This is a genomic window from Curtobacterium sp. TXMA1, assembly GCF_020162095.1.
Lineage (GTDB): Bacteria > Actinomycetota > Actinomycetes > Actinomycetales > Microbacteriaceae > Curtobacterium.
This window is the reverse complement of record NZ_CP083910.1, coordinates 2,015,520-2,041,590: the sequence shown is the minus strand read 5'-3', so window position 1 is coordinate 2,041,590 and position 26,071 is coordinate 2,015,520. Positions and strand designations below refer to the sequence as shown.

The following is a 26,071-nucleotide window of genomic DNA, read 5'->3' as shown; positions in this document are numbered from 1 at the left end:
CAGATCTGCCGTCCGGCGGATTGCACCCGTTGCATTGCCGCATCGTCGTCGGTGGAGGCAACGACATGGAACGACGAACACTCGGCACGTACGGCGAGGACCGTGCGGTGGAATGGCTCACGGCGCGCGGGTACCGGTTGGTGGAGCGGAACTGGCGGTGCGCCCGCGGCGAGGTCGACGTCATCGCCTGGCACGGACAGACCCTGGTCTTCGTCGAGGTCAAGACGCGCGCGGGGACGGGCACGGGGCACCCGTTCGAAGCGATCACCGCGACGAAGACCGCGCGGCTCCGTCAGCTGGTGCCGATGTGGTTCGCGGCGCACCCGGAGACGCACGCTGCGGCCGTCCGCCTCGATGCGGTGGCGGTGCACGTCGCCGGTGACCGGTTCGGCGTCGAGCACCTGCCGGGGATCCTGTGACCAGCATCGGTCGGTCCGCCGCGGTCGCCCTGCTCGGCGTGACCGGGCGACGGATCGAGGTCGAGGCGCACCTGACGAGCCAGCTGCCCGCCTTCAGCATCATCGGCCTGCCGGACACCTCGTTGGGTGAGGCCCGCGAGCGGGTGCGAGCAGCGGCGGCGAACGCCGGAGCGCCGCTGCCTGCCAGGCGGATCACCGTGAACCTGACGCCGGCGGCGATCCCGAAGCGGGGGTCCGGATTCGACCTCGCGATCGCCATGGCGGTGCTCGCCGGTGCCGACGTCGCGCCCCGGGTCAGCGAGCGCGTGGTGTACATCGGGGAGCTCGGGCTCGACGGACGGCTCCGGCCCGTGCCCGGCGTCGTCCCGATGGTCCTCGCGGCGCGGGACGCCGGCGCCGAGCGGGTGGTGCTGCCCACCGGCAACGCGGACGAGGCACGGTTCGTGCGCGGCGTGGAGATCAGAGCGGTGGACTCCCTCCGGGCGGCGGCGATCGACGCCGGGGCGCTCCTCCCACCGGTGGACGTCGACCCGGTCGCCGCGCCGCCGGTGCTCCCCGAGCGGACGCCCGTCGCCGAGCTGTCGGAGGTCGTGGGCAACCCGACCGGTGTCCGGGCGATCGTGGCCGCGGCCGCCGGCGGGCACCACGCCCTGCTCGTCGGGCCGCCCGGCGCCGGGAAGACCATGCTCGCCGAGCGACTCCCGGGCCTGCTCCCGGACCTCGACGACGACGCGGCGCTCGAGGTCGCGGCGGTGCGGTCGGTCGCCGGGCACGGTGTCGCCTCGTGGACCACCAGACCACCGTGGGAGGCTCCGCACCACTCGGCTTCCGCCGTGTCCCTGATCGGCGGCGGTTCGGGGACGGTGCGGCCGGGTGCCGTGTCCCGCGCGACCCGGGGCGTGCTGTTCCTCGACGAAGCACCCGAGTTCCCGCGTGCGGTGCTCGACGCGCTCCGGCAGCCGCTGGAGTCCGGCCGGATCACCGTGCACCGCGCTGCCGGCGCCGCCGAGTTCCCCGCACGCTGTCAGGTCGTGCTCGCGGCGAACCCCTGTCCGTGCGGCAACGCGGGGTCGCCACGGCAGCCCTGCGAGTGCCCGCCGGCGACCGTCCGTCGGTACCTCGGTCGCATGTCCGGGCCACTGCTCGACCGGATCGACATCCGGGTGCGCGTGCCGCGGGTGACCACCGGACTGATCCGGGGCGAGGACGGGACGACGCCCACGACGGCGCAGGCGCGGGCGACCGTCGAGGCGGCGCGGCAAGCGATGTGCATGCGGCTCGCCGGCACGGAGTGGACGCGCAACGCCGAGGTGTCCGGGGCGTGGCTGCGCGGCCCCGGTCGGGCGGAGCCCGGTGCGACCACGATGCTGGACCGGGCACTCGACCTCGGCACGCTGACGATGCGCGGCTGGGACCGGACCATGCGCCTCGCGTGGACGCTCGCCGACCTGCAGGGCGACGACCGGCCGGGCGGGCGGCACGTGCGTGAGGCCCTCGCACTCCGGGGTGCGCTGTGAACGAGGCGCAGGACCTGCTCGGCGCGACCGCAGCTGCCCTGGGTCGGGGTGGTGCGGATGCCGTCGACCTGGTCGAGACAGCAGCGCGCGTGGCGTGGTCGGCGGTGGTGGAGCCCGGTGACTCGGTCGCCGGGCTGCTCGTGCAGGCGCTCGGAGCCGAACGCTCCTTCGCGCTGGTGCGAGCAGCCCTGGACGACGGGCTGCAGGGCCTGCTCGACACGTGCACGGACGAAGCGGTCCCCGGCGCCGAGTCCACGGCGGCCTTCGCCGAGACGGTGCGGGTGGCCCTCGAGCGGTGGGGGCCGCGGCTCGGGAGGGTCGACGTCCTGGCGACGCTCGATGCGGCACGCTCCGTCGGCGCGCGGCTCGTCGTCCCCGGGACCGCATGGTGGCCGCGTGCCGTCGACGACCTCGGCCCGCACGCGCCGGTCGTGCTGTGGACGCGCTCGGGACGGCGAGCCTCCGGGCCGGCGCTGGCGGTGGTCGGGTCACGCGCGAACACCGTGGCCGGGGCGGAGGCGACGGCGGAGATCGCCTCGACCGCTGCCGACGCCGGCTGCACGGTGGTCAGCGGCGGGGCGTACGGCATCGACGCCACCGCGCACCGGGTCGCCGTCGCTGCGGGCACCCCGACCGTGGCGGTCCTGGCGGGCGGGATCGACCAGCTCTACCCGACCGGCAACGTCGAGCTGCTGCGCAACGTGGCTCGTCAGGGGACGCTGTTGGCGGAGTCGCCGCCGGGGACCCGACCGACGCGGTGGCGGTTCCTGGCTCGCAACCGGCTCATCGCGGCGCTCGGCGCGGCGACCGTCGTGGTCGAGGCGGGCGCTCGGTCGGGCGCGCTGAACACCGCGCACCACGCCGCACAGCTCGGACGGCCCGTGTTCGCCGTCCCGGGTGCGTTCTCGTCGTCCGCCTCGGTCGGGTGCCACCGACTCGTCGCCGATGGGCGTGCGCAGATCGTGGTGGGGGCGGGTGATCCCGTCGACGCCGTGCTCGGGGCACAGGGGCGCTCCGTGCGGGGTCGGTCGACCCCTCGTGGTGGCGAGCCGCACGGCGACGAGTCGCGCGGCGATGAGCCGCTCGGCGGTGGGCGGCAGGACCCCGAGGTGGTCCGGGTGCTCGACGCTCTGGGTCGGCGGGCGCTCGGCGAACAGGAGATCGCCGTCCGCTCGGGCATGTCCACCGGAGCGGTGGTGGACGCGCTCGCGCTGGCCGAGCTGCAGGGACTCGTCCGGCACACCGTCGGCGGGTGGGCCAGGTCGTGACCGGGAACGCACCTAGCCTGGGGTCGTGGAGGCGCAGGCGGACGGACGGCTCGTGGCGGCGGTGGAGTCGTTCCTCGACCACGTCCGGGGCGCACGCGGGCTCAGCGAGCAGACCGTGCGCGCCTACGCCAACGATCTCGACCAGCTGGTGCAGTTCACCGCCGAACGGGGGATCGACGCCGCCCGTGGCCTCGGCCTCGAGGTCCTGCGCGACTGGCTCTGGGACGCCGACCAGCGGGGGCTCGCCCGGTCGACCATCGCCCGCAGGTCGTCCTCGGTCCGTGCCTTCACCCGCTGGGCGAGCGAGAGCGGACTGCTCGACACCGACCCTGCCGTGCGGCTCCGAGCGCCGAAGGGGGCCGGACACCTGCCGCGGGTCGTCTCGACGGACCAGGTCCGGACGGTGCTCGACGGACTCGCCGCCCGCGCGGAGACGGACGACCCCGGGGCACTGCGGGACCTGGCGGTCGTCGAGCTGCTCTACGCCGCGGGCATCCGGGTCAGCGAACTCGTCGGGATCGACGTCGACGACCTCGACCGCTCCCGACTGACGGTCCGGGTGCTCGGCAAGGGTGGGAAGGAGCGTGTGGTGCCCTTCGGTGTTCCGGCACGGGACGCGCTCGAGGGGTGGCTCGACCGGGGGCGCCCGGTCCTGGCGGCCCGAGCCGCGGGAACCGCCGGAGCCGCGGGAACCGCCGGAGCCGCCGGAGCCGCTGACGACGCGCTGTTCCTCGGTGATCGGGGCGGCCGACTCGGCGTCCGGAGCGTGTACCGCGTGGTCGCGCGGGCGCTCGAGGACCTGCCCGGCGCGGGGCCGAGCGGGCCGCACACCTTCCGGCACACCGCGGCCACGCACCTGCTCGACGGGGGAGCGGACCTCCGCGCCGTGCAGGAGCTGCTCGGGCACGCGAGCCTCGGGACGACGCAGGTCTACACGCACGTGTCATCGGCACGTCTCCGCGAGGTGTACCGGACCGCGCACCCCCGCGCCTGACCGTCGTCGGCTCACGGCAGCCGGGCCCCGTCGCGGGGTCATCCCGGCCACGCCGACTCGGGGAGCAGCACCGGCCAGGCAGCCGGTGACAGGAACGGCAGCGGATCGACGTACCGACCGTCGACCCGGGCACCGAGGTGCACGCACGGGTCGGTGGCTGGACAGTGGCCGACGGCGACGACCCCGACCGCCGCGCCCTGCTGGACCGTCTCGCCCGTCGACACCGAGGGCTCGACCGAGTCCAGCGTGCTCACCAGGCCGTCACCGTGGTCGATCGTCACGACGCCCCGACCGGCGACCTGTCCGGCGAAGGACACCGTGCCGTCCGCCACCGCGACCGCGGGCGCCCCGAGGGGTGCTGGAAGGTCGATGCCGCGGTGCCCCGCCGCGTACTCGTCCGCGGGTGCCTCCCACGGCCGGACCACCTCGTGCGTCCCCGTCGGCCACACCCACGGGGACGCAGGGTCGTCCTCGGCAGCGACCGTTCCCTCCGTCCGGATGGTCTTCGCCCGGATGGTTTCCGCCCCGACTGCAGCCGGTCGCGCCGGCAGGAGCGGACCGGCGAGCGCGACGACGAGTGCGACCAGCAGGACGAGGAACCCGACCTGCCGGCGGGGGAGGAGCGGTGACCGACGCATGTGTCGAGCGTGTCGGAGTCAGCCGGGCGCGCGGGTGGCGGTGGGCCGACCTGGGGACGGTGACCGCTGCCCCCCGGACTGTGCAGGAACGTCGGTCATCGGTGCGGCGCCGCGCTCGTGTCCGCCCCCGACCGACGAACGCGACACCACGCGTGACGATCGACACGCAGAACGTCGAAGAACGCGCGCGATCACGCAACCCCGCCGTACGCACGACCCACCGCCCCGCCGCGCCACCGCCGCGCCCCGATGTGCCCCGCGAGCCGCCAGCGAGTACAGTCGGGGCCGCTCCGGAACACGCAACGCCGCTCGGACGGCGAACCAGCCGACCGCCGGGGCACCGTGCGCCACCCAGCACGGCGGCAAGAAACCTGGAGCACCGTGTCGAACACGTCCACCCAGCACGGCGAGGACCGTGCGTTCAAGGGGAAGGTCACCCTGTTCGCCATCGCGGCGGCAGTCGGCGGCTTCCTCTTCGGATTCGACTCCTCCGTCATCAACGGAGCCGTCGACGCGATCAAGGGCGAGTTCGGCCTGTCCGAGGCCGCCAGCGGCTTCGCCGTCGCCTCCGCGCTCGTCGGCTGTGCCTTCGGTGCCTACTTCGCCGGTCGCCTGGCCGACCGGTGGGGCCGCACCCGTGTGATGTTCTGGGCCGCGGTGCTGTTCTTCGTCAGCTCGATCGGCTCGGCCTTCGCGTTCGCGACCTGGGACCTCGTCATCTGGCGTCTGGTCGGCGGACTCGGCATCGGAACCGCCTCGGTCATCGCCCCCGCGTACATCTCCGAGGTCTCCCCGAAGGCGATCCGCGGCCGCCTGGCATCGTTCCAGCAGCTCGCCATCACGCTCGGCATCTTCGCCGCGCTGCTCTCCGACCAGATCTTCGCGGTGACCGCCGGCGGCGCCTCCGAGCAGGTCCTCGGCCTCGCCGCCTGGCGCTGGATGTTCCTGGTCGGCGTCGTGCCGTCGGTCGTCTACGGCGTGCTCGCGATCACGCTGCCGGAGTCCCCGCGCTTCCTGCTCGCCAAGGGCCGCACCGACGACGCCCGTGACGTGATGGGCAAGATCGTCCCGCGCGACACCGTGAACACGAGCCTGGAGGAGATCCAGGACGGCATCAAGAAGGAAGCGAACGAGAAGAAGGGCTCCATCCGGGGCAACCGCTTCGGCCTGCAGCCCATCGTCTGGGTCGGCATCATCCTCGCCGTGCTGCAGCAGTTCGTCGGCATCAACGTGATCTTCTACTACTCGACGACGCTCTGGCAGGCGGTCGGCTTCAAGGAGGACCAGTCCTTCCTGATCTCGACCATCACCTCGGTCGTGAACGTCGCGGTGACCTTCATCGCGATCTTCACGGTGGACAAGCTCGGCCGGAAGCCGCTGCTCGTCGCCGGTTCGACGGGCATGTTCGTCTCGCTGACCATGGTCGCGATCGCGTTCTCGCAGGCCACCATCGTCGACGGCGCGCCGCAGCTGCCCGGCGCCTGGGGCCTCATCGCGCTGATCTTCGCGAACCTCTTCGTGGTGTCCTTCGGTGCCACCTGGGGACCGCTCATGTGGGTCCTGCTCGGCGAGATGTTCCCGAACCGCATCCGTGCGACCGCGCTCGGCGTGGGCTCGGCGGCCAACTGGGTCGCGAACTTCGTCGTCACGATCTCCTTCCCGGTGCTGTCCGGCTTCAACCTGACCGTGACGTACGGCATCTACGCCCTGTTCGCCCTGCTCTCGCTGTTCTTCGTCATCGCGAAGATCCCGGAGACCAAGGGCCGCTCCCTCGAGGAGATGGGCATCACGGCGGAGGGCGACACGGTCTCCGCCAAGTAGGCGGTTCCAGCGTCACCACCTGACGGGAGGCGCGGTGCGGGTCGGTCCCGCACCGCGCCTCCCGTCCGTCCACGGTCTCCTCCCGCACCTGCGTCGGTCGGGGCGTCAGGACCTGCTAGCATTACCACCGCAGCGCGCTCCGGCGCGCTGACTTCGCGCGTCCACTGCGACAGTCGAACGACAGCGTTCCTTCGACGACGCGTCCCGCGGCCACCGGTCCTGCTCTCACGAGCGGGCGGCCGCGCGGGCAGGACGCCAGGGGCCACGACCACCGGTCGTGACCGACACAACCGCAACCGTGCGCACGGCCGAACAGCCGTGCGCCGAGAACAAGGAGGGACGGCATGGCCGTCGTCACCATCCGCCAGCTGCTCGACAGCGGCGTCCACTTCGGACACCAGACCCGTCGGTGGAACCCGAAGGTGAAGCGCTTCATCCTCGCCGAGCGCTCGGGCATCCACATCATCGACCTGCAGCAGTCGCTGGCCTACATCGACCGTGCGTACGACTTCGTCAAGGAGACGGTCGCGCACGGTGGCACGATCCTCTTCGTGGGCACCAAGAAGCAGGCGCAGGGCTCCATCGCCGAGCAGGCGACCCGCGTCGGCCAGCCGTACGTCAACCAGCGTTGGCTCGGCGGTCTGCTCACGAACTTCCAGACGGTCTCCAAGCGCCTCGCGCGCATGAAGGAGCTCGAGGAGATCGACTTCGACGACACGACGAAGGGCTTCACCAAGAAGGAGCTCCTCATCAAGAAGCGCGAGCTGGACAAGCTCCACAAGACCCTCGGTGGTATCCGCAACCTCACGCGGACCCCGAGCGCGCTCTGGGTCGTCGACACCAAGAAGGAGCACCTCGCGATCGACGAGGCGCAGAAGCTCGGGATCCCGGTCATCGGCATCCTCGACACCAACTGCGACCCCGACGAGATCACGTACCCGATCCCGGGCAACGACGACGCGATCCGCTCCGTCGGTCTCCTGACCCGCATCGTCGCCGACGCCGCGGCCGAGGGCCTGAAGACCCGCCACAACGGTGGCGACGAGGAAGCGGCCGAGCCGCTGGCCGAGTGGGAGCAGGAGCTCCTCGCCGGTCAGACCCAGGGCGAGGGCGCGACCGTCGAGGAGAACGACGCCGACGCGCAGGTCGCCGCCAAGGAGATCGGCGAGCCGATCGCCGAGGGTGACAAGAACGCGGAGCCGACGGCCGAGGCCGAGGCTGCGGCGGAGACCACCCCCGCCGAGTGACCAGTGGGGGCGCCGGGCCGGTCGGCTCGGCGCCCCTTCCTTCTCTCCCCACCACCACAGTCCAGAAAGGACTCCAGTCAATGGCCAACTACAGCCTTGCTGACGTGAAGAAGCTCCGTGAGGACCTCGGGGCCGGCATGATGGACGCGAAGAACGCGCTCGTCGAGGCCGACGGCGACTACGACAAGGCCGTCGAGCTGCTCCGCATCAAGGGCGCGAAGGCCGTCGCCAAGCGCGACGACCGTGCGACCTCCGAGGGTGTCGTCGTCGCGACGACCGAGGGTGGCGCCGCCACCGTCGTCGAGCTCGCGAGCGAGACCGACTTCGTCGCGAAGAACGAGAAGTTCACCACCCTCGCCGACAAGGTCGTCGCCGCGGTCGCCGCCGCCGGTGCGTCCGACGTCGAGGCCGGCAACGCCGCGCCGCTGGACGGCAAGACGGTCGCCGAGGCGATCGACGAGGCCGCCGCCGCACTGGGCGAGAAGCTCGCGCTGCGCACGGTCGTCCGTGTCGAGGGCGACGCCTTCGAGGTCTACCTCCACAAGACCAGCCAGGACCTGCCGCCGCAGATCGCCGTCGTCATCGCCTACGCGGGCTCCGACGCCGCCGAGGCGCGCTCGATCGCCCAGCACGTCGCGTTCGCGAACCCGACGTACCTGACCCGCGACGAGATCCCGGCCGAGGCCATCGAGAAGGAGCGCGCGACCGTCGAGGCGATCACGCGCGAGGAGGGCAAGCCGGAGGCCGCCCTGCCGAAGATCGTCGAGGGTCGCCTCAACGCGTACCGCAAGCAGGTCGCGCTCCTCGAGCAGGACTACGCGAAGGACAACAAGCTGTCCGTCGCGAAGGCCGCCGAGAACGCAGGTCTGACGATCCAGGGCTTCGCCCGCGTCAAGGTCGGCGCGTAACGAACCCGTGACGGGGCTCGGAACCACATCGGTTCCGGGCCCCGTTTTCTGCGCGCTGCGACACGCGCGGACCCGGCCCGGAGGCACGACCTCCTCCGCCGGACCGGCTGCGGCCGGGTAGATTCCCACGAGACATTCGACGAAGGGTGCGCCACATGACGAACGAGAAGACCGGACGCCGCCGGGTCCTGCTGAAGCTGTCGGGGGAGGCGTTCGGGGCCGGGTCCCTCGGGGTGAACCCCGACGTCATCAGCACCATCGCCAAGGAGATCGCGCAGGCCGCGCAGGACGTCGAGGTGGCCATCGTGGTCGGCGGCGGCAACTTCTTCCGCGGGGCGGAGCTCTCGCAGCGCGGCATGGACCGCGGTCGCGCCGACTACATGGGCATGCTCGGCACGGTGATGAACGCGCTCGCGCTCCAGGACTTCCTCGAGCAGGCCGGCGCGGCGACGCGGGTGCAGTCTGCGATCAGCATGACCCAGGTCGCCGAGCCGTACATCCCGCGGCGTGCGGAGCGCCACCTCGAGAAGGGGCGCATCGTCATCTTCGGTGCCGGGGCGGGCCTGCCGTACTTCTCGACCGACACGGTCGCGGCGCAGCGGGCGCTCGAGATCGACGCGCACGAGGTGCTCGTCGCCAAGAACGGCGTGGACGGCGTGTACACCGCCGACCCGAAGAAGGACGCCACCGCCGAGAAGCTGCACCACGTCACCTACCAGGACGCGCTGCTGCAGGGCCTCAAGGTCGTCGACGCCACCGCGTTCTCGCTCTGCATGGACAACGGCATGCCGATGCACGTCTTCGGCATGGAGGGCGAGGGCAACGTCGCTGCTGCCATCCGCGGGGAGCGGATCGGCACCGTCGTCAGCAACTGACCCGCACGCTGACTAGACTCGACGCAGTACCGAAGGAGAACCACCGTGATCAGTGATGTCCTGACCGAAGCCACCGAGAAGATGGCGAAGGCCGTCGACGTCGCCAAGGACGACTTCGCGACCGTCCGTACCGGACGCATCAACGCCGCCCTCTTCCAGAAGATCCCGGTCGACTACTACGGCACCCCGACGCCGCTCGCGCAGCTCGCGTCCCTCCAGACGCCCGAGGCGCGCACGCTCATCGTCACGCCGTACGACAAGTCGGCGCTCAAGGAGATCGAGCGCGCCATCGCGACGTTCCCGAACCTCGGCGCCAGCCCGTCGAACGACGGCGAGATCGTCCGCGTGACGATCCCGGAGCTCACGCAGGACCGCCGCAAGGAGTTCGTGAAGCTCGTCCGCGGCAAGGGTGAGGACCACAAGGTCGTCATCCGCAACATCCGCCGCCGTGCGAAGGACGACCTCGACGCGCTGAAGGGCGAGATCTCGGACGACGAGATCGCCCGCGGCGACAAGGACCTCGAGACCCTGACGAAGAAGCACGTCGACCAGATCGACGACGCGCTGAAGAAGAAGGAAGCCGAACTCCTCGAGGTCTGATGCGTCTCCCCGAGCCGGGCGGCGATCGCCCCACAGAACCGCGCCCGCCGGAACCGGTCCCGTCCGCCAAGAAGGGGCTCCGACAGGACTTCGACGCCCGTGCCCGCGCGGCGCGCGCCGACTTCGAAGCGCAGCTGAAGCAGCGCAAGGCGGAGTTCGGCGCGCGCAACGAGGCACTGACCGCCCGGACGGGTCGGAACCTGCCGGCCGCGATCGCGATCGCCCTGGCGTTTGCCGTCGTGATGCTCGCCGCCCTCCTCATCTGGAAGCCGGCGTTCATGGTCGTCGCGGCGTTCCTGCTCGGCGTCGCGGTCTACGAACTCGCGAGTGCGATGCGCTTCGCGGGTCGCGACGTGCCCCGCGTGCCCAGCGTCCTGGCGGCCGTCGGCATGGTGCCGGCGGCGTTCCTCGGCGGGCAGGTCGCGGCGCTGTTCGCGATCATCGGCGGCATCGTCCTCATCGCGGTGTGGCGGCTCGTCGAGGTCGCGCTCGCGCGTGAGAAGCCCCCTGCCGGTCACGTCGTCCGCGACCTGACGAACGGGCTCTTCGTCCAGGCGTACATCACCCTGCTCGGTGCCTGCATCGTGCTGCTCTCCGCGCAGCCCCGGGGTGAGCTGTGGGTGATCGCGTTCATCCTCGTGGTCGTCGCCGTCGACACGGGGGCGTACGCGACCGGGCTGAACCTCGGCAAGCACCCGATGGCGCCGCGGATCAGCCCGAAGAAGACGTGGGAGGGGTTCGCGGGGTCCGTTGCGGCGAGCATCCTGGTCGGCATCGTCGTGACCTGGCTCATGCTCGGCCTGCCGTGGTGGACGGGCATCGTGCTCGGCGTGCTCATCTCGGGGTCGGCAACGCTCGGTGACCTGACCGAGTCGATGATCAAGCGCGACCTCGGCATCAAGGACATCTCGTCGTTCCTGCCCGGGCACGGCGGCCTGCTCGACCGCATCGACAGCATCCTGCCGTCCGCCGCCGTCGCGTACGTGCTGTTCCTCGTCGTCGTGCACTGAGACCGCGGCCAGCGCCGTGGCCGCGCGTCCAGCTGGCGCCATGGTCCGGTGCTGGCAGAATGTCGCCGTGGCCACCACCTTCCCCTCCGCAGACCGCAAGTCCCTCGGGTACGACGTCGACGAGGTCGAGCGGTTCCTCGAGGACGCCCGTCGTGCCTACACAGCGGGCGACACCGCGCCGGGCATCGAGGCCGCCAAGATCCGCGCAACCGCGTTCTCGATGCGCAAGGGCGGCTACTCCACGGCGCACGTCGACGCGGCGCTCGAACGGCTCGAGGACGCCTTCGCCGCCCGCGAGCGTGAGCGGGAGATCGCCGACGCGGGGCAGAAGGCCTGGTACGCCGAGGCCCGCACCAAGGCCTCGGACGTCGTCGCACGGCTCGAACGCCCGGCCGGGCAGCGGTTCGCCCGCACCAGCCCGCTCGGCACCGGCTACCACCCGAAGGACGTCGATGCCTTCGCGGAGCGGCTCGCCGGCTACTTCCGCGACGGCAAGCCCCTGAGCCTGACCGAGGTCCGGTCGGTGGTGTTCCGGCCGAAGCACGGCGGCTACCGCGAGGCGCAGGTCGACGCGCTGCTCGACGCCGTCGTCGAGGTCATGCTCGCCGTCCGCTGACGACGCGCTGATCGCGGGTGCTTCTCATCCCGTGACCGTTCCGTTATCCTGTTCCTACTCATGGGCAGGCACACGGCAGACTCCAGCTCCGACCGCGGTACCCGCGAGCACCTCGACCGTCCGGTCGTCGGTGAGCGCCGCGCGGCACGCGACCGACTCCGCACGACGGGACACTCGGTGCTCCACGCGACCCCGCGGGTCGAGACGGCGGCACTCCCGTCGACCCCGCTGGGCGCACCCGCGACGGCTCCGACGCCGGTCGCCCAGGCCACCGCTCCGGACGCGACCGGACCGGTCCTCGTCCGCGGTCCGATCGCGCCCACGGGTGCCGCCGACCCGCGCATCGTCAAGCAGCGCCGTGCGGTCGCCGCGCCCGCGAAGCCGAAGGCCGCCCGGACGCTCAACTCCTTCATGCGTCGACGCGCGACGATCCCCACGCTGTCCTTCTTCGCCGTGTTCGGGTTCGTCGGTGGCTCGCTCTTCAACCCGATGCAGCCCGACGTGGCCCAGGCGGCCGTCGTCGCCCCGGTGCTCGTCAAGGCGCCGGTCGAACCGCAGCAGTTCACTGCGCACGGCACCTACGCCGCGTTCGACGTGACGCGCGACGGCTACGGTGTCACGCTGCCGAAGCCGAAGGTCGTCGAGCAGCCGGCCGAGACGGACGACCAGGCCGGCACCGACACGAAGAGCAAGGCCGTCACGCCGTCGAACACCCTCGCCGCGACGGCCGCCACGCCGAACCCCGGCAGCGCGCAGGCGATCGCCCAGCAGATGGTCGCCGCACGCGGGTGGGGCAGTGAGCAGTTCAACTGCCTCGTCTCACTGTGGAACAAGGAGTCGGGCTGGCGCGTCAACGCCTACAACCCGAGCGGTGCGTACGGCATCCCGCAGGCACTCCCGGGCAGCAAGATGGCGACCGCCGGTGCGGACTGGCAGACGAACCCGGCGACGCAGATCACCTGGGGCCTCAACTACATCTCCGGCGTGTACGGCACCCCCTGCGGCGCATGGGGACACAGCCAGTCCTACAACTGGTACTGATCGGCAGTACCGGGGTGCCGCGCAGCAACCGGCCGCGGCGACCCCGCGGCCGTGGTCCCGAGCCGACCGAGGACGAGACCGGCCTCGACCGGCTGATGAGTTCGTGGAAGCGGACCGAGGTCCGTCGAGGTCGGACGTTCACCGTGCAGCCGGTGTCCGCGGCGTCCGCGCAGAAGGAGTACGTCTGCCCGGGCTGCGGGCTCGCGGTGCTGCCGGGGGTCGCGCACGTCGTGGTCTGGCGTGCGGACGGTGTGCTCGGGGACGAGGCCGACCTGGCATCGCGCCGACACTGGCACAACCACTGCTGGAGCATTGCATGAGCACGGAGATCCGCTCGAACACCGAGCTGCCCGCACGGCGGACCGACGTCGAGCTGGTCACGGACGACCACCTCACCCTCGTCGGGGAGCTGGCCGAGCCGCTCGACCGACCCGCGCGGGGCACGCTCGTGACGCTCCACCCGTTGCCGACGGCGCAGGGCTTCATGGACTCGCACGTGCTCAAGAAGGCCGCGGCGCGGCTGCCCGCCCTGGCCGACATCGCCGTGCTCCGGTTCAACTTCCGCTCGGTCACCTCGCCCAGGGGCACCTCGGAGGGCGTGTTCGGTGACGGCGAGTCCGAGGGCTTCGACCTGCGGGCCGCCGTGCACGAGACCGTCGAGCGAGGCCTGCCGACCCCGTGGCTGCTGGGCTGGTCGTTCGGCACCGAGGTCGCGCTCAAGCACGGGCTCGAGCACGTGGCCGCCGGGACGGTCGCCGGCGTGGTCCTGCTGTCGCCCCCGCTGCACCGGACGACGGACGACGAACTCCGCCGGTGGGCCGACGTGGACGTTCCCGTCGTCGCTCTCGTCCCCGAGCACGACGACTTCCTGCAGCCGGACGAGGCAGCACGACGGTTCGCCGTCGCACCGAACGTGCGCGTGGTGCCGGTCGCCGGCGCGAAGCACCTGTGGGTGGGGGAGCGGTACGTGCGGACGGTGCTCGACGCCGTCGCAGACCTGGTCGTCCCGGGCAGCGCACCGCTGCCCACGCACCTCCCGGACTGACCACCGGCCGGCGCTCCGAGCTGATCGGTTCGTCTCACCGGACACCGCGGACGACGTGACCCGGCCCGGAGGCGCGTGGTGCGCCTCCAGACCGGGTTACCGGTCCGCGGGACCGTCGTCAGCGGGTGGTGGCGTCCTCGTCCGCCGGTCGGTCGGCCGACGGCGGGGCGTCGAACAGCCCGGTCGCGTGCGTGAGCACGCCGCGCAGGTTCTCCAGGTACCCGGCGACGGCGTCGCGCTCGGTGCGGATGGCGGCGAGCCGGTCCTCGGACTCGGCGACGACCGCGGCGGTCCGCTCCTCGGCCTCGGCGATCATCCGGTGGACGCGCTCCTGCGCGTCGCTGACGATCGTGCGGGCGCGCTCCTGGGCCTGCGCCGTGCTCGTGCGCTCGAGGTCGTCGGCCTCCTGCTGGAGCCGCTCCGCACGCTCCCGCGCCTCGGATGCGCGGCGGGTGGCCTCGGCGAGCTGGAGGTTCGCCTCGTCGAGGTACTTCTGGGTCTCGGTCACCGTCTCGTGGTGCTTCTGCAGGTAGTCCTGCTCGGCGTCGTCGCGGCGTGCGGCGAGCTCCGACTCGAGCGCGGCGCGGGCCTCGTCCCGTTCACGGGCGATCGCCGCACGCACCTCGTCCTGCTCCTTCGCGAGGTCCGCGCGCACCGTGGCGACCTCCTGCTGCAACGCGGTGCGCTCCGCCTCGAGGTCGGCGAGCTCTGCCGTGCGACGATCGGCGATCTCGGTGTCGACCTCGGCGTGCTCGCGTTCGCGGCGGGCCGCTAGCTCGTCGGTGTGCTCGCGCACGGCGCGCTCGGCCGCGGCGTCGGCCTCGGCGCGCTCACGCTCGATCCGGGCACGGTGCTCCTCGAGCTCCGCGGCGATGCGTGCCGTGGTCTCCTCGACGAGTCGGGCGTTCTCGGCACGGGTCTGTTCCTCGTCGACCCGCAGCTGGGCGCGGGCGGCCTCGAGCTCCTGCTCGAGGGCGGCGCGGGCCTCGGCGGCCTCGCGTTCCCACCGTGCACGGGCGGCGCCGAGCTCGGCGTCGAGCTCGCGTCGGCGGTCGCTGGTCTCCGCCTCGAACGCGGCGCGACCACGCTCGAGCTCGGACTCGAGCTCGGCCAGGCCGGTCTCGAGCGCGAGCTCGTGGGCGCGTCGCTGTCCGTCGCGCTCGCGCTCCCACGCCGCACGGCCCTCGGCGAGCTCGCGTTCGAGCTCGGCGCGACGCGTCGTCTCCTCGCGGTCGAGGTCCTCGGTGCGGCGGGCGTGCTCGGCCTCGAAGACGCTGCGGCGGTGCTCCGTCTCGCGGTCCAGGTCGGCCGCGGCACGACGGGCGTCCGCAGCGGCGCGCTGAGCGTCCTCGCGGAGCTCGGTCGTCTCGCGCTCGACCCGGGCACGCAGCGCGTCGGTCTCGCGGATGGCGACGGACCGGACCTCGGCCGCCTCGGTGACGGCGGCACCGCGGACGGCCGCGGCCTCGTTGCGGGCGTCCTGCGTGAGCAGGCCGGCCTCGGCCCGGGCGCGCTCGATCGTGTCCGAGGACTCGGCGCGGGCGCGGGTCAGCTCGTCGGTGGCGCGGGACCGGGCGTCCTCGAGGGTCTCGGAGGCCTCTTGTCGGGCTTCGCGCAGCAGGCGCTCGGCCTCGTTGCGGCTCGACGCGCGGAGCCGCTGGGCGTCGATGTCCGCCTGGCTGATCAGCCGGGTGGACTGCTCCTCGGCGACGCGGAGGGTCGACTCGAGGCGGGTGCCGAGACCGCTGTACGTCGGGGTGCCGGCCTCGTCGAGCTCACCCTGCAGGTCGGCGACGCGGGCCTGGAGGAGGCGGATCTCCTTCGCGGCCTCGGCGCGGTCGGTGTTCGACTTGATGAGCTCCCGGCGGAGCTCGTTCACCGAGCGGTCCACCTCGTCGCGGCGGTACCCGCGCAGCTCGGTCCCGAACTCGGCCTCGTCGTTCGCCACGTGTTGCTCCTGGGGGTCGGCGGAGGGCCAGCCCTTGGCCCGCGGACGAGTCTAGTGGCGGCCCGGTGGCGCCGACTGAGCCGGTGGACAGCGGTGGGGGATGCGACGTCCAGGGTGCCTCGCTATCCTGGAGCGCTGATTCGCGCGCCGATCCCCCCACCCCCGGCGCGGTAGGGAGAAGATCCGTGCGATTCGTCCTGGCGATCGTCAGTTTCGTCATCGGTCTGCTGCTCGTCGGTCTCGCGGTCGGGCAGCGCACCGTGTTCGCCCCACCGTCGTCGCTCGTCGCGCAGTCGTCGAGCACGGCGTCCGCTCCGGTGACCGTGATCCCGGGGTCGACGCTCACCGCGAACCCCGGCTACCAGCGCATCAACGTCGCCGGTTCCGGCACGGTGTTCGCCGCGTACGGCAAGACGGCCGACGTCGACGCCTGGATCGGTGACGCGAAGCACACCACGCTGCGCTTCGACGCCGAGCAGGACCGCCTGGTCGGGCGGACGACCGGTTCCGGGGACTCGGTGCCCGACCCGAAGGGGAGCGACCTCTGGTACCAGGAGTGGGACGGCCCGGGGCAGTTCACCGTGCGCCTGCCCGCGGACGTCTCCGTCGTCGTGCTCGCCGACGGGTCGGACGCCGCACCGACCGACGTGTCGGTGACCTGGCCGCGCGACACCGCGACGCCGTCCGTGGGACCGCTCCTCGTGGTCGGCGGACTCTTCCTGGCCGGTGGGGTGGCACTGCTCGTCTGGGCCTTCCTGCACCAGCGGCGTGGTCGCGGACCGCGTCGTCGGAGCGGTGGGACGCGTCCGCCCCGCGTGCGGGCGTCGCGCCGTGCCGCCGCCGCGGGTGCGCAGGTGCCGGTGCGCGGTCGTCGCGGCCGCCGTTCTCTGGTCGCCGTCCCGATCGTGCTGGTCGGCGCGCTCGGCCTGGCCGGGTGCTCGTCGGACTACTGGCCGCAGGGCGGGGGCTCCGGCGCGACCCCGACGCCGACCGCCTCGGCCACGGGTGCGGCGGACTCGACCGAGCCCACCGCCGCGACCGAGCAGCAGATCCGCCGCATCGTCGAGCGGGTCGCGGAGGTCGCCTCCAAGGCTGACGCCGACCGGGACACCTCGCTGCTCGAGTCCCGCTTCACCGGGGCCGCGCTCGACTTCCGCAAGGCCAACTACGCGATCCGCGAGAAGGACGCCGACGTCGACGCGCCGCCGGCGATCTCCGCGGGCGAGGTCTGCGTCGCGCTCCCGCAGCAGACCGGATCCTGGCCGCGCACGATCTTCACCGTCGTCGCCGAGGACTGCTCCGCCAAGACCGCGCCGCAGGCCCTCACCCCTGGTGCAGGACAGCGCCCGCGACGACTACAAGGTCGCCTACGACGTGTCGCTCGAGGCGGCGGCGGAGATCCCGAGCCTCGCTCCGACGTCGCTCGGCGCAGCACGGCTCGCCGGTGACACCAAGCTCCTGCGCATCGCGCCCGACGACATCGCCGCCGCGTACGGCGACGTCCTGGCGAAGGACTCCGAGAGCGACAAGGCCTCGCTGTTCGCCTCCGACGGTGACGGGCTCCGCTCGACCATCGGCAAGGCCTACAAGGACAAGAAGGCCGACTCGCTGCCGGACACCGCGAAGATCGAGTACTCGTCCGAGGTGCCCGAGGACAGCCCGGTCGCGATCGCGACGGACGGCGCGGGTGCGCTCGTGTCGGCGTCGCTCGACGAGATCGAGAAGGTGACGCCGACCGCGGCCGGCGCCGAGGTGAACACCGAGGGGGCGGTCAAGGCCCTCTCCGGCGTCGACTCGAGCACGAAGGGGATCAGCGCGACGTACAGCGTCCAGCTCCTGTTCTCCGTGCCGCCGGTCGGCAGTGATGAGAAGGTGGTCCTGCTCGGGTTCACGCAGGGCCTGACCGCAGCGAGTGAGGTGCAATGACCAACGTCCCCCCGACCCCGTCCGGTCTCCGCGGAGCCGTCGACCTGTCGTCCCTCGTCGACCGCGCACAGCGGCCGGCGCAGCCCGGTGGCGTTCCCGCCGACACCCAGGGCGCTGCAACCGCAGCACCGGCTGCTGCCCAGGGCGGCGTCCCGGCGGCCGGTCCCGGTCCCGAGGGCGACCTGACCGTCCCGTCGCTCGTCATCGACGTCACCGACCAGACCTTCCAGGACGTCCTGCAGCTGTCGTCGGTCGTCCCGGTGATCGTCGACATCTGGGCGGAGTGGTGCGGGCCGTGCAAGCAGCTGTCGCCGATCCTCGAGCGGCTCACGGCGGAGTACGACGGTCGCGTGGTGCTCGCCAAGGTCGACGCCGACACGAACCCGCAGCTGGTGCAGGCCTTCCAGGCGCAGTCGATCCCGACCGTCGCCGCGGTCATCGGCGGGCGTCCGCTCGGTCTCTTCGTCGGCGCGCTGCCCGAGACGCAGGTGCGTGACGTGTTCGAGCAGGTCGTCGCCGCCGCCGAGCAGAACGGCGTGACCGGCCGGGTGACGGTCGACGGTGCCACCGGGGAGCCCCAGGGCGAGCCGGAGCCGGAGCCGCTGCCCCCGCACCACCAGGCCGCCTACGACGCGATCGAGCGCGGCGACTACGCCGCTGCCGTGCAGGAGTACAAGACGGCGATCGCGCAGGACCCGAACGACCAGATGGCCGTCGCCGGGCTCGCGCAGGTGTCGCTGCTCGACCGCTTGAACGGGCGCACGGCCGACGAACTCCGCAGCGCTGCGGCCGCCGCGCCGCAGGACGTCGAGGCGCAGATGGCCGTCGCTGACCTGGACGTCAGCGGCGGGCACGTCGAGGACGCCTTCGGTCGGCTGCTCGACCTGGTGCCGACGGTGTTCGGCGCGGAACGTGAGGCGCTGCGTGTCCGGCTCGTCGAGTACTTCGAGCTGATCGGGGTCGACGACCCGCGCGTGGTCGCGGCACGACGCCGGTTGGCGAGCGCGCTGTACTGACGCCGACGGTGCTCCCGCCGGCACGGGACGCCGGTGTTCTTGCGAGACGCCGGTGTGTGTGTGAGACGCCGGTGTGCGTGTAAGACGCGGTGAAGACTGCGAGACGCCCCCGGGGACGGGGGCGTCTCGCGTGCTCCGGGGCGCTCCGCGTTGACGAGGGCGTCTCGCGGCCGGGCGGTGTGGCTGGCGCTGACCGGTGCGCCGTCTCGTGGTCGCGACCGTTCTGGGTCGCGCCCGTCCTGGGTCGCGACTGCGGGCTCGGTCAGCCGGCCAGCCGCAGCCAGACCGCGCCGAGCGGCGGGACCACCAGGTGCGCCGACGCCGGACGCCCGGCCCACGGCGTCTCCTCGGCCGTGACCGCGCCCAGGTTCCCCACACCGGAGCCGCCGTACTCCGCGGCGTCGGTGTTCAGGACCTCGTGCCAGGTGCCGGCCGCCGGCAGCCCGAAGCGCCGCTCGACCGGGACACCGGAGAAGTTCACGAAGACCGCGAGCTTGTCGTCGCCGTCCTTCCGGAGGAACCCGAGTGTGGAGTGCGGGGCGTCACCGCCCTCGATCCACTCGAAGCCCTCGGGGGAGGAGTCCTGCGTCCACAGCGCCGGGGTGTCCTTGTACACGCGGTTGAGCGCCGCCACGAGGTCCTGCACACCGAGGTGTCCGGGGTCGTCGAGGAGCCACCAGTCGAGCCCGCGGGCCTCGGACCACTCGGACGGCTGGGCGAACTCCTGGCCCATGAACAGCAGCTGCTTGCCGGGGTGCGCCCACATGAACGCGAGGTAGGCCCGCACGTTCGCGAGCTTCTGCCACTCGTCGCCGGGCATCTTGCCGTAGAGCGAGCCCTTGCCGTGGACGACCTCGTCGTGGCTGATCGGCAGGGTGAACTGCTCGCTGAAGGCGTAGACGAGCGAGAACGTGATCTCGTCGTGGTGGTAGGCGCGGTACGCCGGGTCACGCTCGACGTACTGCAGCGAGTCGTGCATCCACCCCATGTTCCACTTCTGGCCGAACCCGAGGCCACCGGCGCTCGTCGGCTGGGTGACCCCCGGCCACGAGGTGCTCTCCTCGGCGATCATCACGATGCCCGGGTAGCGCTTGTACGCCGTGGCGTTCGTCTCCTGCAGGAACGAGATCGCCTCGAGGTTCTCGCGGCCGCCGTGGATGTTCGGCAGCCACTCGGTCCGGGAGTAGTCGAGGTACAGCATCGAGGCCACGGCGTCGACCCGGAGGCCGTCGATGTGGAACTCCTCGAGCCAGTACAGCGCGTTCGCCACCAGGAAGTTGCGGACCTGCGGGTGCCCGAAGTCGAACACGTAGGTGCCCCAGTCGAGCTGCTCGCCACGCCGAGGGTCCGGGTGCTCGAAGAGCGCGTAGCCGTCGAACTTCGCGAGCGCCCACTCGTCCTTCGGGAAGTGGCCCGGCACCCAGTCCATGATCACGCCGATGCCTGCGGAGTGCAGGCGGTCGATCAGGTAGCGCAGGTCGTCCGGCGTGCCGAAGCGGGCGGTCGGGGCGTAGTACCCGGTGACCTGGTAGCCCCACGAACCGCCGAACGGGTGCTCGGCGAGCGGCAGGAACTCGACGTGGGTGAACCCGAGGTGCTGCACGTGCCCGATGAGCTGGTCGGCCGCCTCGCGGTAGGACAGCCCGGGCCGCCACGAGCCGAGGTGCACCTCGTAGACGCTCATCGGCGCGTCGTGGGTCGTGGTCTGCGCCCGGCGCTCCATCCAGGCGGTGTCGCCGTCCGACCACGTGTACTCGGACGCCGTGATGACGGACGCGGTCGCCGGTGGGACCTCGGTCCGACGGGCGAACGGGTCCGCCCGCTCGACCCAGCCCGAGTCCGTGAGGATCTGGAACTTGTACCGCTGGCCGACGAGGGCGCCGGGCCAGAAGAGCTCCCACACGCCGAGGTCGTTGAGGCGGCGCATCGCGGTGGTGCGGCCCTCCCAGCCCTCGAAGTCACCGATCACGCGGACCGCGGTGGCCCGCGGTGCCCAGACGGTGAACGCGACACCGTCCACACCGTCGATGGTGCGGACGTGGGCGCCGAGGTGCTGCCAGAGCTGCTCGTCGCGGCCCTCGCCGAACAGGTGGAGGTCGAGCTCGCCGATGGTCGGTGCGAAGCGGTAGGCGTCGTCCGTGGTCCACGTCGCGTCGTCGGCGTCGGTGGACTCGTCGAGGTCGTACTCGGCCTCGACGCGGTAGCGACCGAGCGCACCGGTCGTGGCGCCCGCCCAGAGGCCGTCGCCCTCGTGCGTGAGTTCGACGTCGTCACCGTCGGGACGGACGATGCGGACGGCGGAGGCGAGGTGGCGGACCACCCGCACGCTCGTGCCGCCGTCGACCGGGTGCGGCCCGAGCACGTCGTGCGGCTGGGACCAGCGGCCCTCGGCGACCTGCTGACGGAGCCAGTCCTCGACCGGTGCGGGTCGGGGAGCGACCGTCGACGTCGGGGCGGTGTCGGTCGTCGCGGCAGGAGCGACGGGGGCGGTGGTCTCCGGCGTTGCGACGAGATCCGCAGCGGTCGCGGTCGTGCTCGACGCTGTCGGGTCCTGGGCGTTCGGGTGCCCGCCCTCGGGGAGCGGTGCATCCGCGCCGTCCGCCGGTGCACTGGTCGCAGCGGCATCGTCAGCGGAAGCGTCCGGTGCGCCCGCGCTCGCGGCCGCAGGCGCCGTCGTCGGTGCCGGGGCGTCGTCGCGGGCGGCACCGGCGAGCGTCGCGGACTCGGGGACACCGCGGTCCGGGGTCTCCGGCGCCGCCGACGCCGCGCCGGGCAGGTCCTCGTGCGGTGCCGAGACACGGGGTTCGTAGCGCGGGGTCGGCTCGTCGACGCGCGGCACGGCCCCCGGCGCGCGGGTGCGGGTCACGGGCGGCGGGGGCGGCGGCACCGGTGGGACGCTCGGCCCCTGGCCTCGGTCCGGCGTGGCAGGGGTGGATCGGTCGGAGCCCATCGGCGGGGTCCCCTTCGGGTCGCGGTCGGTCATCGGACGGGTCCTTCCACCACGAGCAGGTGCACCGGCTCCTGGAAGGCGTCGAGGCGGACGTAGTTCGACGAGCCCCACTCCCACCGCTGGCCCGTGACGACGTCGCGGACCACGAACGGCTGCTCGTTCGGCAGGCCGAGCGCGGCGAGGTCGAGGTGCACGGTGGTCTCGCGGACGGAGTGCGGGTCGACGTTCGCGACGACGATCACGGTGTCCGAGCGGCCGGAGCGGATGAACTCCCCGGACAGGTGCTTCGAGTAGACCACGATCGCCGGGTCCTCGGCGTCGTGCACGTGCAGGTTGCGGAGCTGTCGCAGCGCGGGGTGTGCCTGTCGGAAGCGGTTGAGCATCGTGACGTACGGAGCGAGGCTCGCGCCCTCGGCCTCGGCCAGGGCGAAGTCGCGAGGCTTGTACTCGTACTTCTCGTTGTCGATGTTCTCCTCGGAACCCGGACGGGCGACGTCCTCGAAGAGCTCGTACCCGGCGTACATGCCCCAGGTCGGCGCACCGGTCGCGGCGAGCGCGGCGCGCACCTTGTAGCCGGCACGGCCGCCGAACTGCAGGTACTCGGTCAGGATGTCCGGCGTGTTCACGAAGAGGTTCGGGCGCAGGTAGGCGCTCGTCTCGTGGCTGAGCTCGGAGAAGTACTCCTCGATCTCCTCCTTCGTGTTCCGCCACGTGAAGTACGTGTAGGACTGCTGGAACCCGGCCTCGGCCAGGGCGCGCATCATCGCCGGACGGGTGAACGCCTCGGCGAGGAACACGGTGTCCGGGTGCTGGTCGCGGACCTCGCGGATGACGCGCTCCCAGAACCAGAGCGGCTTCGTGTGCGGGTTGTCGACGCGGAAGATGCGGATGCCGAACGCGATCCAGTGATCGAGGACCCGCAGGACCTCGGCGACGATGCCCTCCGGGTCGCTGTCGAACTGGATCGGGTAGATGTCCTGGTACCGCTTCGGCGGGTTCTCGGCCGTGGCGATCGAACCGTCGGCGCGGACCGTGAACCACTCCGGGTGCTGCTCGACCCAGGGGTGGTCGGGGGAGCACTGGAGCGCGAAGTCGAGGGCGACCTCCATCCCGCTGTTCTTCGCCGTCTCGACGAAGTCGCGGAAGTCGTCCTCGGTGCCGAGGTCCGGGTGGATCGCGTCGTGCCCACCCTCGGGAGCACCGATCGCCCACGGGCTGCCCGGGTCGTGCGGTCCCGGGGTCAGGGTGTTGTTGGGCCCCTTGCGGGCGGTCGTGCCGATGGGGTGGATCGGTGGGAGGTAGACCACGTCGAAGCCCATGCGTGCCACGGCCGGCAGTCGTCGGGCAGCGGTGCGGAAGTCACCGCTCCTCCACGAGCCGTCCGGGTTCTTCTTCGCGCCTTCGCTGCGCGGGAAGAACTCGTACCAGGCGCCGACACCCGCGCGCTGACGCTCGACGTCGAGGAGCTGCGTGGGGGAGTGCGTCCGGAGGGAGGTCAGCGGGGAGTCCTCGACCTCGCCCGTGATGCGCGGGTCGTCGACGACTGCCAGGCGCTCCGTCGGCTCGAGGTCGGTGTCGCGCAGCTGCTCGGCGGCGCGGACTGCGGCGCTCGAGTCGGTCTCGGCCGCCAGTCGGTCGAGCAGGACGGCGCCGTCGAGGAGCGTCGCCTCGGTGTCGACTCCGGCGGCGATCTTGAGCCGGGCGGCGTGCAACCAGGTCGCCCAGTCGTCGGAGAACGACTCGACGTGCCACGTCCAGACGCCGACGTGGTCGACCTGCACGGTCGCCTCGTACCGGTCGGTGCCCGGGGCGCCGAGCAGCATCGGGACCGTACGCGTGCCGCCGTCCGGGCGTTCGAGCACGAGGTCGGCGCCGATGATGCCGTGGCCCTCGCGGAAGACGGTCGCGCCGAACGTGATCACCTCGCCGTCGAACGCCTTGCCCGGGAACCCGTTCGGGGTCGTCGGCGCGAGCTGGGTGATCGGGATGCGTCCGATCTTCGGTCGGCGGGGTCGATCTGCGGTGGCCACGGAGCCGACGCTACCCGGCTGGAGCGTCCGCGTTCCCCGGAACGCGCTCCTGTGCACTGTCGGGCGCGTCCGACGGCCTGTGCAGGAGGAGACCGACGAGCGGGAGCGGCGCGCCCTACGCGACCTCGAAGACGTGGATGCCCGGTCCGTACGCCGTGAAGACCTGACCACCCGGGCGGAGCCGCTCGTGGTCCCGGTGCTTCTCGCTCGACCACGCGAGTCGGTAGCCGAGCACGTCCTGGCGTGCGGGCAGCGTCAGGTCCCGCGTCCGCCCGCTGCCGTGCACCACCACGAGCACCCGGTCGAACGGTTCGTGCTCCGGCGTCGACTCGACGAAGTACTGCACGACCCGGTGGATCGGCTGGTCCCACCCCTCGGACGTCATCGCCTGCCCGTCCGGCCCGTACCAGGCCATCCGTGAGGCACCCGGGGTCTCACGACCCTCCACCCCGAAGCGCGTCGGCCGGAGCGCCGGGTGCGCCGCACGGAGCCGCGCGAGTGCCGCGACGGCCTCGGTCATGGCCTCGGCGTCCTCGTCGTCCGTCCAGTCGACGGCGGTCAGGTCGTCCGAGACGACGTAGGCGTTGTTGTTGCCGTGCTGCGTCCGGCTGCGCTCGTCGCCCGCGGTGAGCATCGGCACGCCGGCGGAGAGCATCAGGGTGCCGACGAGGTTCCGCATCGAGCGGCCCCGTGCTGCCCGGACGCCCCGGTCGGCCGTGTCGCCCTCGATCCCGTGGTTGAACGACCGGTTGTCGTCGGAGCCGTCCCGGCCGTCCTCGCCGTTCGCCGCGTTGTGCTTCCGGTCGTGCGAGACCAGGTCGAGCAGCGTGAAGCCGTCGTGTGCGGTGACGAAGTTGATGCTCGCGAGCGGCCCGCGCTCCTGCCCGAAGGTGCCGCGGGACCCGGTCAGGGCCCCGGCGAGCCGGCCGATGCCCGCGTGCGGGGTGCCGTTCCGTCGCTCCTCGGCGATGTCGGTGAGCCAGAACTGCCGGACGGTGTCGCGGAACCCGTCGTTCCACTCGCTCGTCCCGACGCCGAAGGCCCCCGTCCGCCACCCGTCCGGCCCGACGTCCCACGGCTCGGCGACGAGCAGGACGTCCTGCAGGTCCGGGTGCCGGCGGATGCGCTGGAGCAACGGGTGCTCCGGGTCGAACACGTGGTGCTCGTCGCGGGCCAGCGCCGCCATCAGGTCGAAGCGGAAGCCGTCGACCTGCACCTCGCGCGCCCAGTAGCGCAGGCTGTCGACGACCAGGTCGGCGGTCGCCTCGACCGATGTGTCGAGGGTGTTCCCGCAACCCGTGGTGTCGTAGTGGGCGGTGTCGTCGGCGGTCCAGCGGTAGCGGTTCGCCCCGTCGATCCCGCGGAGCGAGCTGGTCGGCCCGCCGAGGCCCTCCTCGGCGGTGTGGTTGTACACCACGTCGAGGACCACCTGGATGCCGGCCTCGTGCAGCAGCCGGACCATCCCCTTGAACTCGCGGAGCACCGCGGACGCGCCGGCGGCTCGGGCCTCGGCCGAGGCAAACGCGGCGTGCGGGGCGAAGAACCCGAGGGTGTTGTACCCCCAGGCGTTCTCCCGCCCGGCGTCGCGCAGCCAGGCCTCGGTGTCGAAGGCGTGCACGGGGAGCAGCTCGACCGTGGTCACCCCGATGCGCCGCAGGTGCGCGATGGTGCTCGGGTGCGCCACGCCGGCGTACGTCCCGCGCAGGCGCTCGGGGACGTCCGGGTTCGCCGCGGTGAGCGTGCGGACGTTCGCCTCGTACACGACGGCCCGGTCCAGGGGCACGTCCGGCTTCGTCACGCCGCCCCAGTCGAACGCGTCGTCGACCACCACGCCGGTCCACCGCGGGCCGCCGCCCTCGACGTCACCGCCGTCGCCCGCCGCACTCGACGGGACGATGCCGCGCGCGTACGGGTCGAGCAGCGGCCGCTCGGGGTCGAACTCCTGGCGCGGTCCCTGCGGACCGTCGACGAGCAGGTGGTAGCGGTCGCCGGGACGCACGCCCGGCGTCTCCGCGGCCCACCGGTCGGTGCCGTCTGCCCGGGTCAGGACGTGCCGGGTCTCCTCGCCGGCGCCGTCGACGACCACGAGGGTCACCGCCGTCGCCGAGGCGGAGCGCACCGAGAACCGGGGTGCGCCGTCACCGAGGCGGAAGCCGGGGGTCTCGTCGATCGCGGTGCGGTGCATGACGACCAGGGTACGAG

The 26,071-nt window shown here is 72.4% G+C and carries 22 protein-coding genes; 17 read left to right on the top strand and 5 right to left on the bottom strand.

The genetic code is table 11. From position 1 onward, the window contains the following. Positions 1 to 65: 65 nt before the first annotated feature. From LCG91_RS09640 to LCG91_RS09625, 4 genes are read left to right on the top strand one after another with little or no spacing between them, the layout of a single operon-like run. Positions 66 to 419 carry a YraN family protein gene (locus LCG91_RS09640; protein WP_058730089.1) on the top strand — a complete coding sequence of 118 codons (354 nt, stop codon included), beginning with the start codon at positions 66 to 68 and terminating at the stop codon, positions 417 to 419. Next, positions 416 to 1,936, top strand: coding sequence for a YifB family Mg chelatase-like AAA ATPase (locus LCG91_RS09635; protein ID WP_224441248.1), 1,521 nt, complete (start codon positions 416 to 418; stop codon positions 1,934 to 1,936). The genes LCG91_RS09640 and LCG91_RS09635 overlap by 4 nt, the downstream gene beginning before the upstream one ends. Continuing rightward, entirely contained in the window at positions 1,933 to 3,204 is a 1,272-nt protein-coding gene (gene dprA / locus LCG91_RS09630; protein ID WP_224441247.1) for a DNA-processing protein DprA, read from the top strand. Before LCG91_RS09635 ends, dprA begins: the two co-directional genes overlap by 4 nt. Positions 3,205 to 3,229: 25 nt before the next feature. After that, positions 3,230 to 4,198 (top strand): tyrosine recombinase XerC, encoded by a 969-nt coding sequence (locus LCG91_RS09625; protein WP_224441246.1) that lies wholly within the window; start codon positions 3,230 to 3,232, stop codon positions 4,196 to 4,198. 38 nt (positions 4,199 to 4,236) lie between these two features. On the opposite strand, the gene LCG91_RS09620 is transcribed toward LCG91_RS09625, so the two are convergent. Then, a complete protein-coding gene (locus tag LCG91_RS09620) occupies positions 4,237 to 4,836 on the bottom strand; it encodes a M23 family metallopeptidase (RefSeq protein WP_224441245.1) in 600 nt (199 codons plus the stop codon). A gap of 381 nt (positions 4,837 to 5,217) precedes the next feature. Here LCG91_RS09620 and LCG91_RS09615 point away from each other — a divergent pair, with 381 nt between their 5' ends. The 10 genes from LCG91_RS09615 to LCG91_RS09570 all read left to right on the top strand — a co-directional run bounded on the left by LCG91_RS09615 (position 5,218) and on the right by LCG91_RS09570 (position 13,999). Next, complete coding sequence (locus tag LCG91_RS09615; protein WP_224441244.1) at positions 5,218 to 6,657, top strand: sugar porter family MFS transporter; 1,440 nt, start codon at positions 5,218 to 5,220, stop codon at positions 6,655 to 6,657. Between the two features lie 344 nt (positions 6,658 to 7,001). Beyond that, the gene (gene rpsB, locus LCG91_RS09610; RefSeq protein WP_058750600.1) at positions 7,002 to 7,904 is read left to right on the top strand and encodes a 30S ribosomal protein S2; all 903 of its coding nucleotides are present in this window, start codon (positions 7,002 to 7,004) and stop codon (positions 7,902 to 7,904) included. 80 nt (positions 7,905 to 7,984) lie between these two features. Continuing rightward, a complete protein-coding gene (tsf, locus tag LCG91_RS09605; RefSeq protein ID WP_058729968.1) occupies positions 7,985 to 8,812 on the top strand; it encodes a translation elongation factor Ts in 828 nt (275 codons plus the stop codon). Positions 8,813 to 8,967: 155 nt separating this feature from the next. Further along, entirely contained in the window at positions 8,968 to 9,687 is a 720-nt protein-coding gene (gene pyrH, locus LCG91_RS09600) for a UMP kinase (protein ID WP_058729969.1), read from the top strand. A 45-nt stretch (positions 9,688 to 9,732) separates the two neighbouring features. Next, complete coding sequence (frr, locus tag LCG91_RS09595; protein ID WP_058750599.1) at positions 9,733 to 10,287, top strand: ribosome recycling factor; 555 nt, start codon at positions 9,733 to 9,735, stop codon at positions 10,285 to 10,287. Further along, entirely contained in the window at positions 10,287 to 11,297 is a 1,011-nt protein-coding gene (locus LCG91_RS09590) for a phosphatidate cytidylyltransferase (protein WP_224441243.1), read from the top strand. The genes frr and LCG91_RS09590 overlap by 1 nt, the downstream gene beginning before the upstream one ends. 67 nt (positions 11,298 to 11,364) lie before the next feature. Further along, a complete protein-coding gene (locus LCG91_RS09585) occupies positions 11,365 to 11,913 on the top strand; it encodes a DivIVA domain-containing protein (protein ID WP_202596870.1) in 549 nt (182 codons plus the stop codon). 60 nt (positions 11,914 to 11,973) lie between these two features. Beyond that, positions 11,974 to 12,954, top strand: coding sequence for a transglycosylase SLT domain-containing protein (locus LCG91_RS09580; RefSeq protein WP_224441242.1), 981 nt, complete (start codon positions 11,974 to 11,976; stop codon positions 12,952 to 12,954). 14 nt (positions 12,955 to 12,968) lie between these two features. Then, positions 12,969 to 13,274, top strand: coding sequence for a hypothetical protein (locus LCG91_RS09575; RefSeq protein ID WP_411955803.1), 306 nt, complete (start codon positions 12,969 to 12,971; stop codon positions 13,272 to 13,274). Then, positions 13,271 to 13,999, top strand: a complete 729-nt coding sequence (locus LCG91_RS09570; protein ID WP_058750596.1) for an alpha/beta hydrolase — start codon at positions 13,271 to 13,273, stop codon at positions 13,997 to 13,999. The genes LCG91_RS09575 and LCG91_RS09570 overlap by 4 nt, the downstream gene beginning before the upstream one ends. Positions 14,000 to 14,117: 118 nt before the next feature. Here the strand turns inward: LCG91_RS09570 and LCG91_RS09565 are convergent, their stop codons facing one another. Next, positions 14,118 to 15,947, bottom strand: a complete 1,830-nt coding sequence (locus tag LCG91_RS09565) for a hypothetical protein (protein WP_224441241.1) — start codon at positions 15,945 to 15,947, stop codon at positions 14,118 to 14,120. 185 nt (positions 15,948 to 16,132) lie between these two features. Here LCG91_RS09565 and LCG91_RS09560 point away from each other — a divergent pair, with 185 nt between their 5' ends. Genes LCG91_RS09560 through LCG91_RS09550 form a run of 3 tightly spaced genes read left to right on the top strand, consistent with a single transcriptional unit; the run spans position 16,133 to position 18,889 of the window. Further along, on the top strand, positions 16,133 to 17,395 hold the full coding sequence (locus tag LCG91_RS09560; protein WP_224441240.1) for a hypothetical protein: 1,263 nt from the start codon (positions 16,133 to 16,135) through the stop codon (positions 17,393 to 17,395). Further along, a complete protein-coding gene (locus tag LCG91_RS09555; RefSeq protein ID WP_224441239.1) occupies positions 17,280 to 17,873 on the top strand; it encodes a hypothetical protein in 594 nt (197 codons plus the stop codon). Before LCG91_RS09560 ends, LCG91_RS09555 begins: the two co-directional genes overlap by 116 nt. After that, positions 17,870 to 18,889 carry a tetratricopeptide repeat protein gene (locus LCG91_RS09550; protein WP_224441238.1) on the top strand — a complete coding sequence of 340 codons (1,020 nt, stop codon included), beginning with the start codon at positions 17,870 to 17,872 and terminating at the stop codon, positions 18,887 to 18,889. Before LCG91_RS09555 ends, LCG91_RS09550 begins: the two co-directional genes overlap by 4 nt. Positions 18,890 to 19,151: 262 nt before the next feature. Here LCG91_RS09550 and glgB read toward each other — a convergent pair whose 3' ends face one another. From glgB to glgX, 3 genes are all read right to left on the bottom strand, one after another. Then, positions 19,152 to 21,839, bottom strand: coding sequence for a 1,4-alpha-glucan branching protein GlgB (gene glgB / locus LCG91_RS09545; RefSeq protein ID WP_224443124.1), 2,688 nt, complete (start codon positions 21,837 to 21,839; stop codon positions 19,152 to 19,154). A gap of 29 nt (positions 21,840 to 21,868) precedes the next feature. Beyond that, positions 21,869 to 23,869 (bottom strand): alpha-1,4-glucan--maltose-1-phosphate maltosyltransferase, encoded by a 2,001-nt coding sequence (locus tag LCG91_RS09540; RefSeq protein ID WP_224441237.1) that lies wholly within the window; start codon positions 23,867 to 23,869, stop codon positions 21,869 to 21,871. 115 nt (positions 23,870 to 23,984) lie between these two features. Continuing rightward, a complete protein-coding gene (gene glgX, locus LCG91_RS09535) occupies positions 23,985 to 26,054 on the bottom strand; it encodes a glycogen debranching protein GlgX (protein WP_224441236.1) in 2,070 nt (689 codons plus the stop codon). Positions 26,055 to 26,071: the final 17 nt, after the last annotated feature.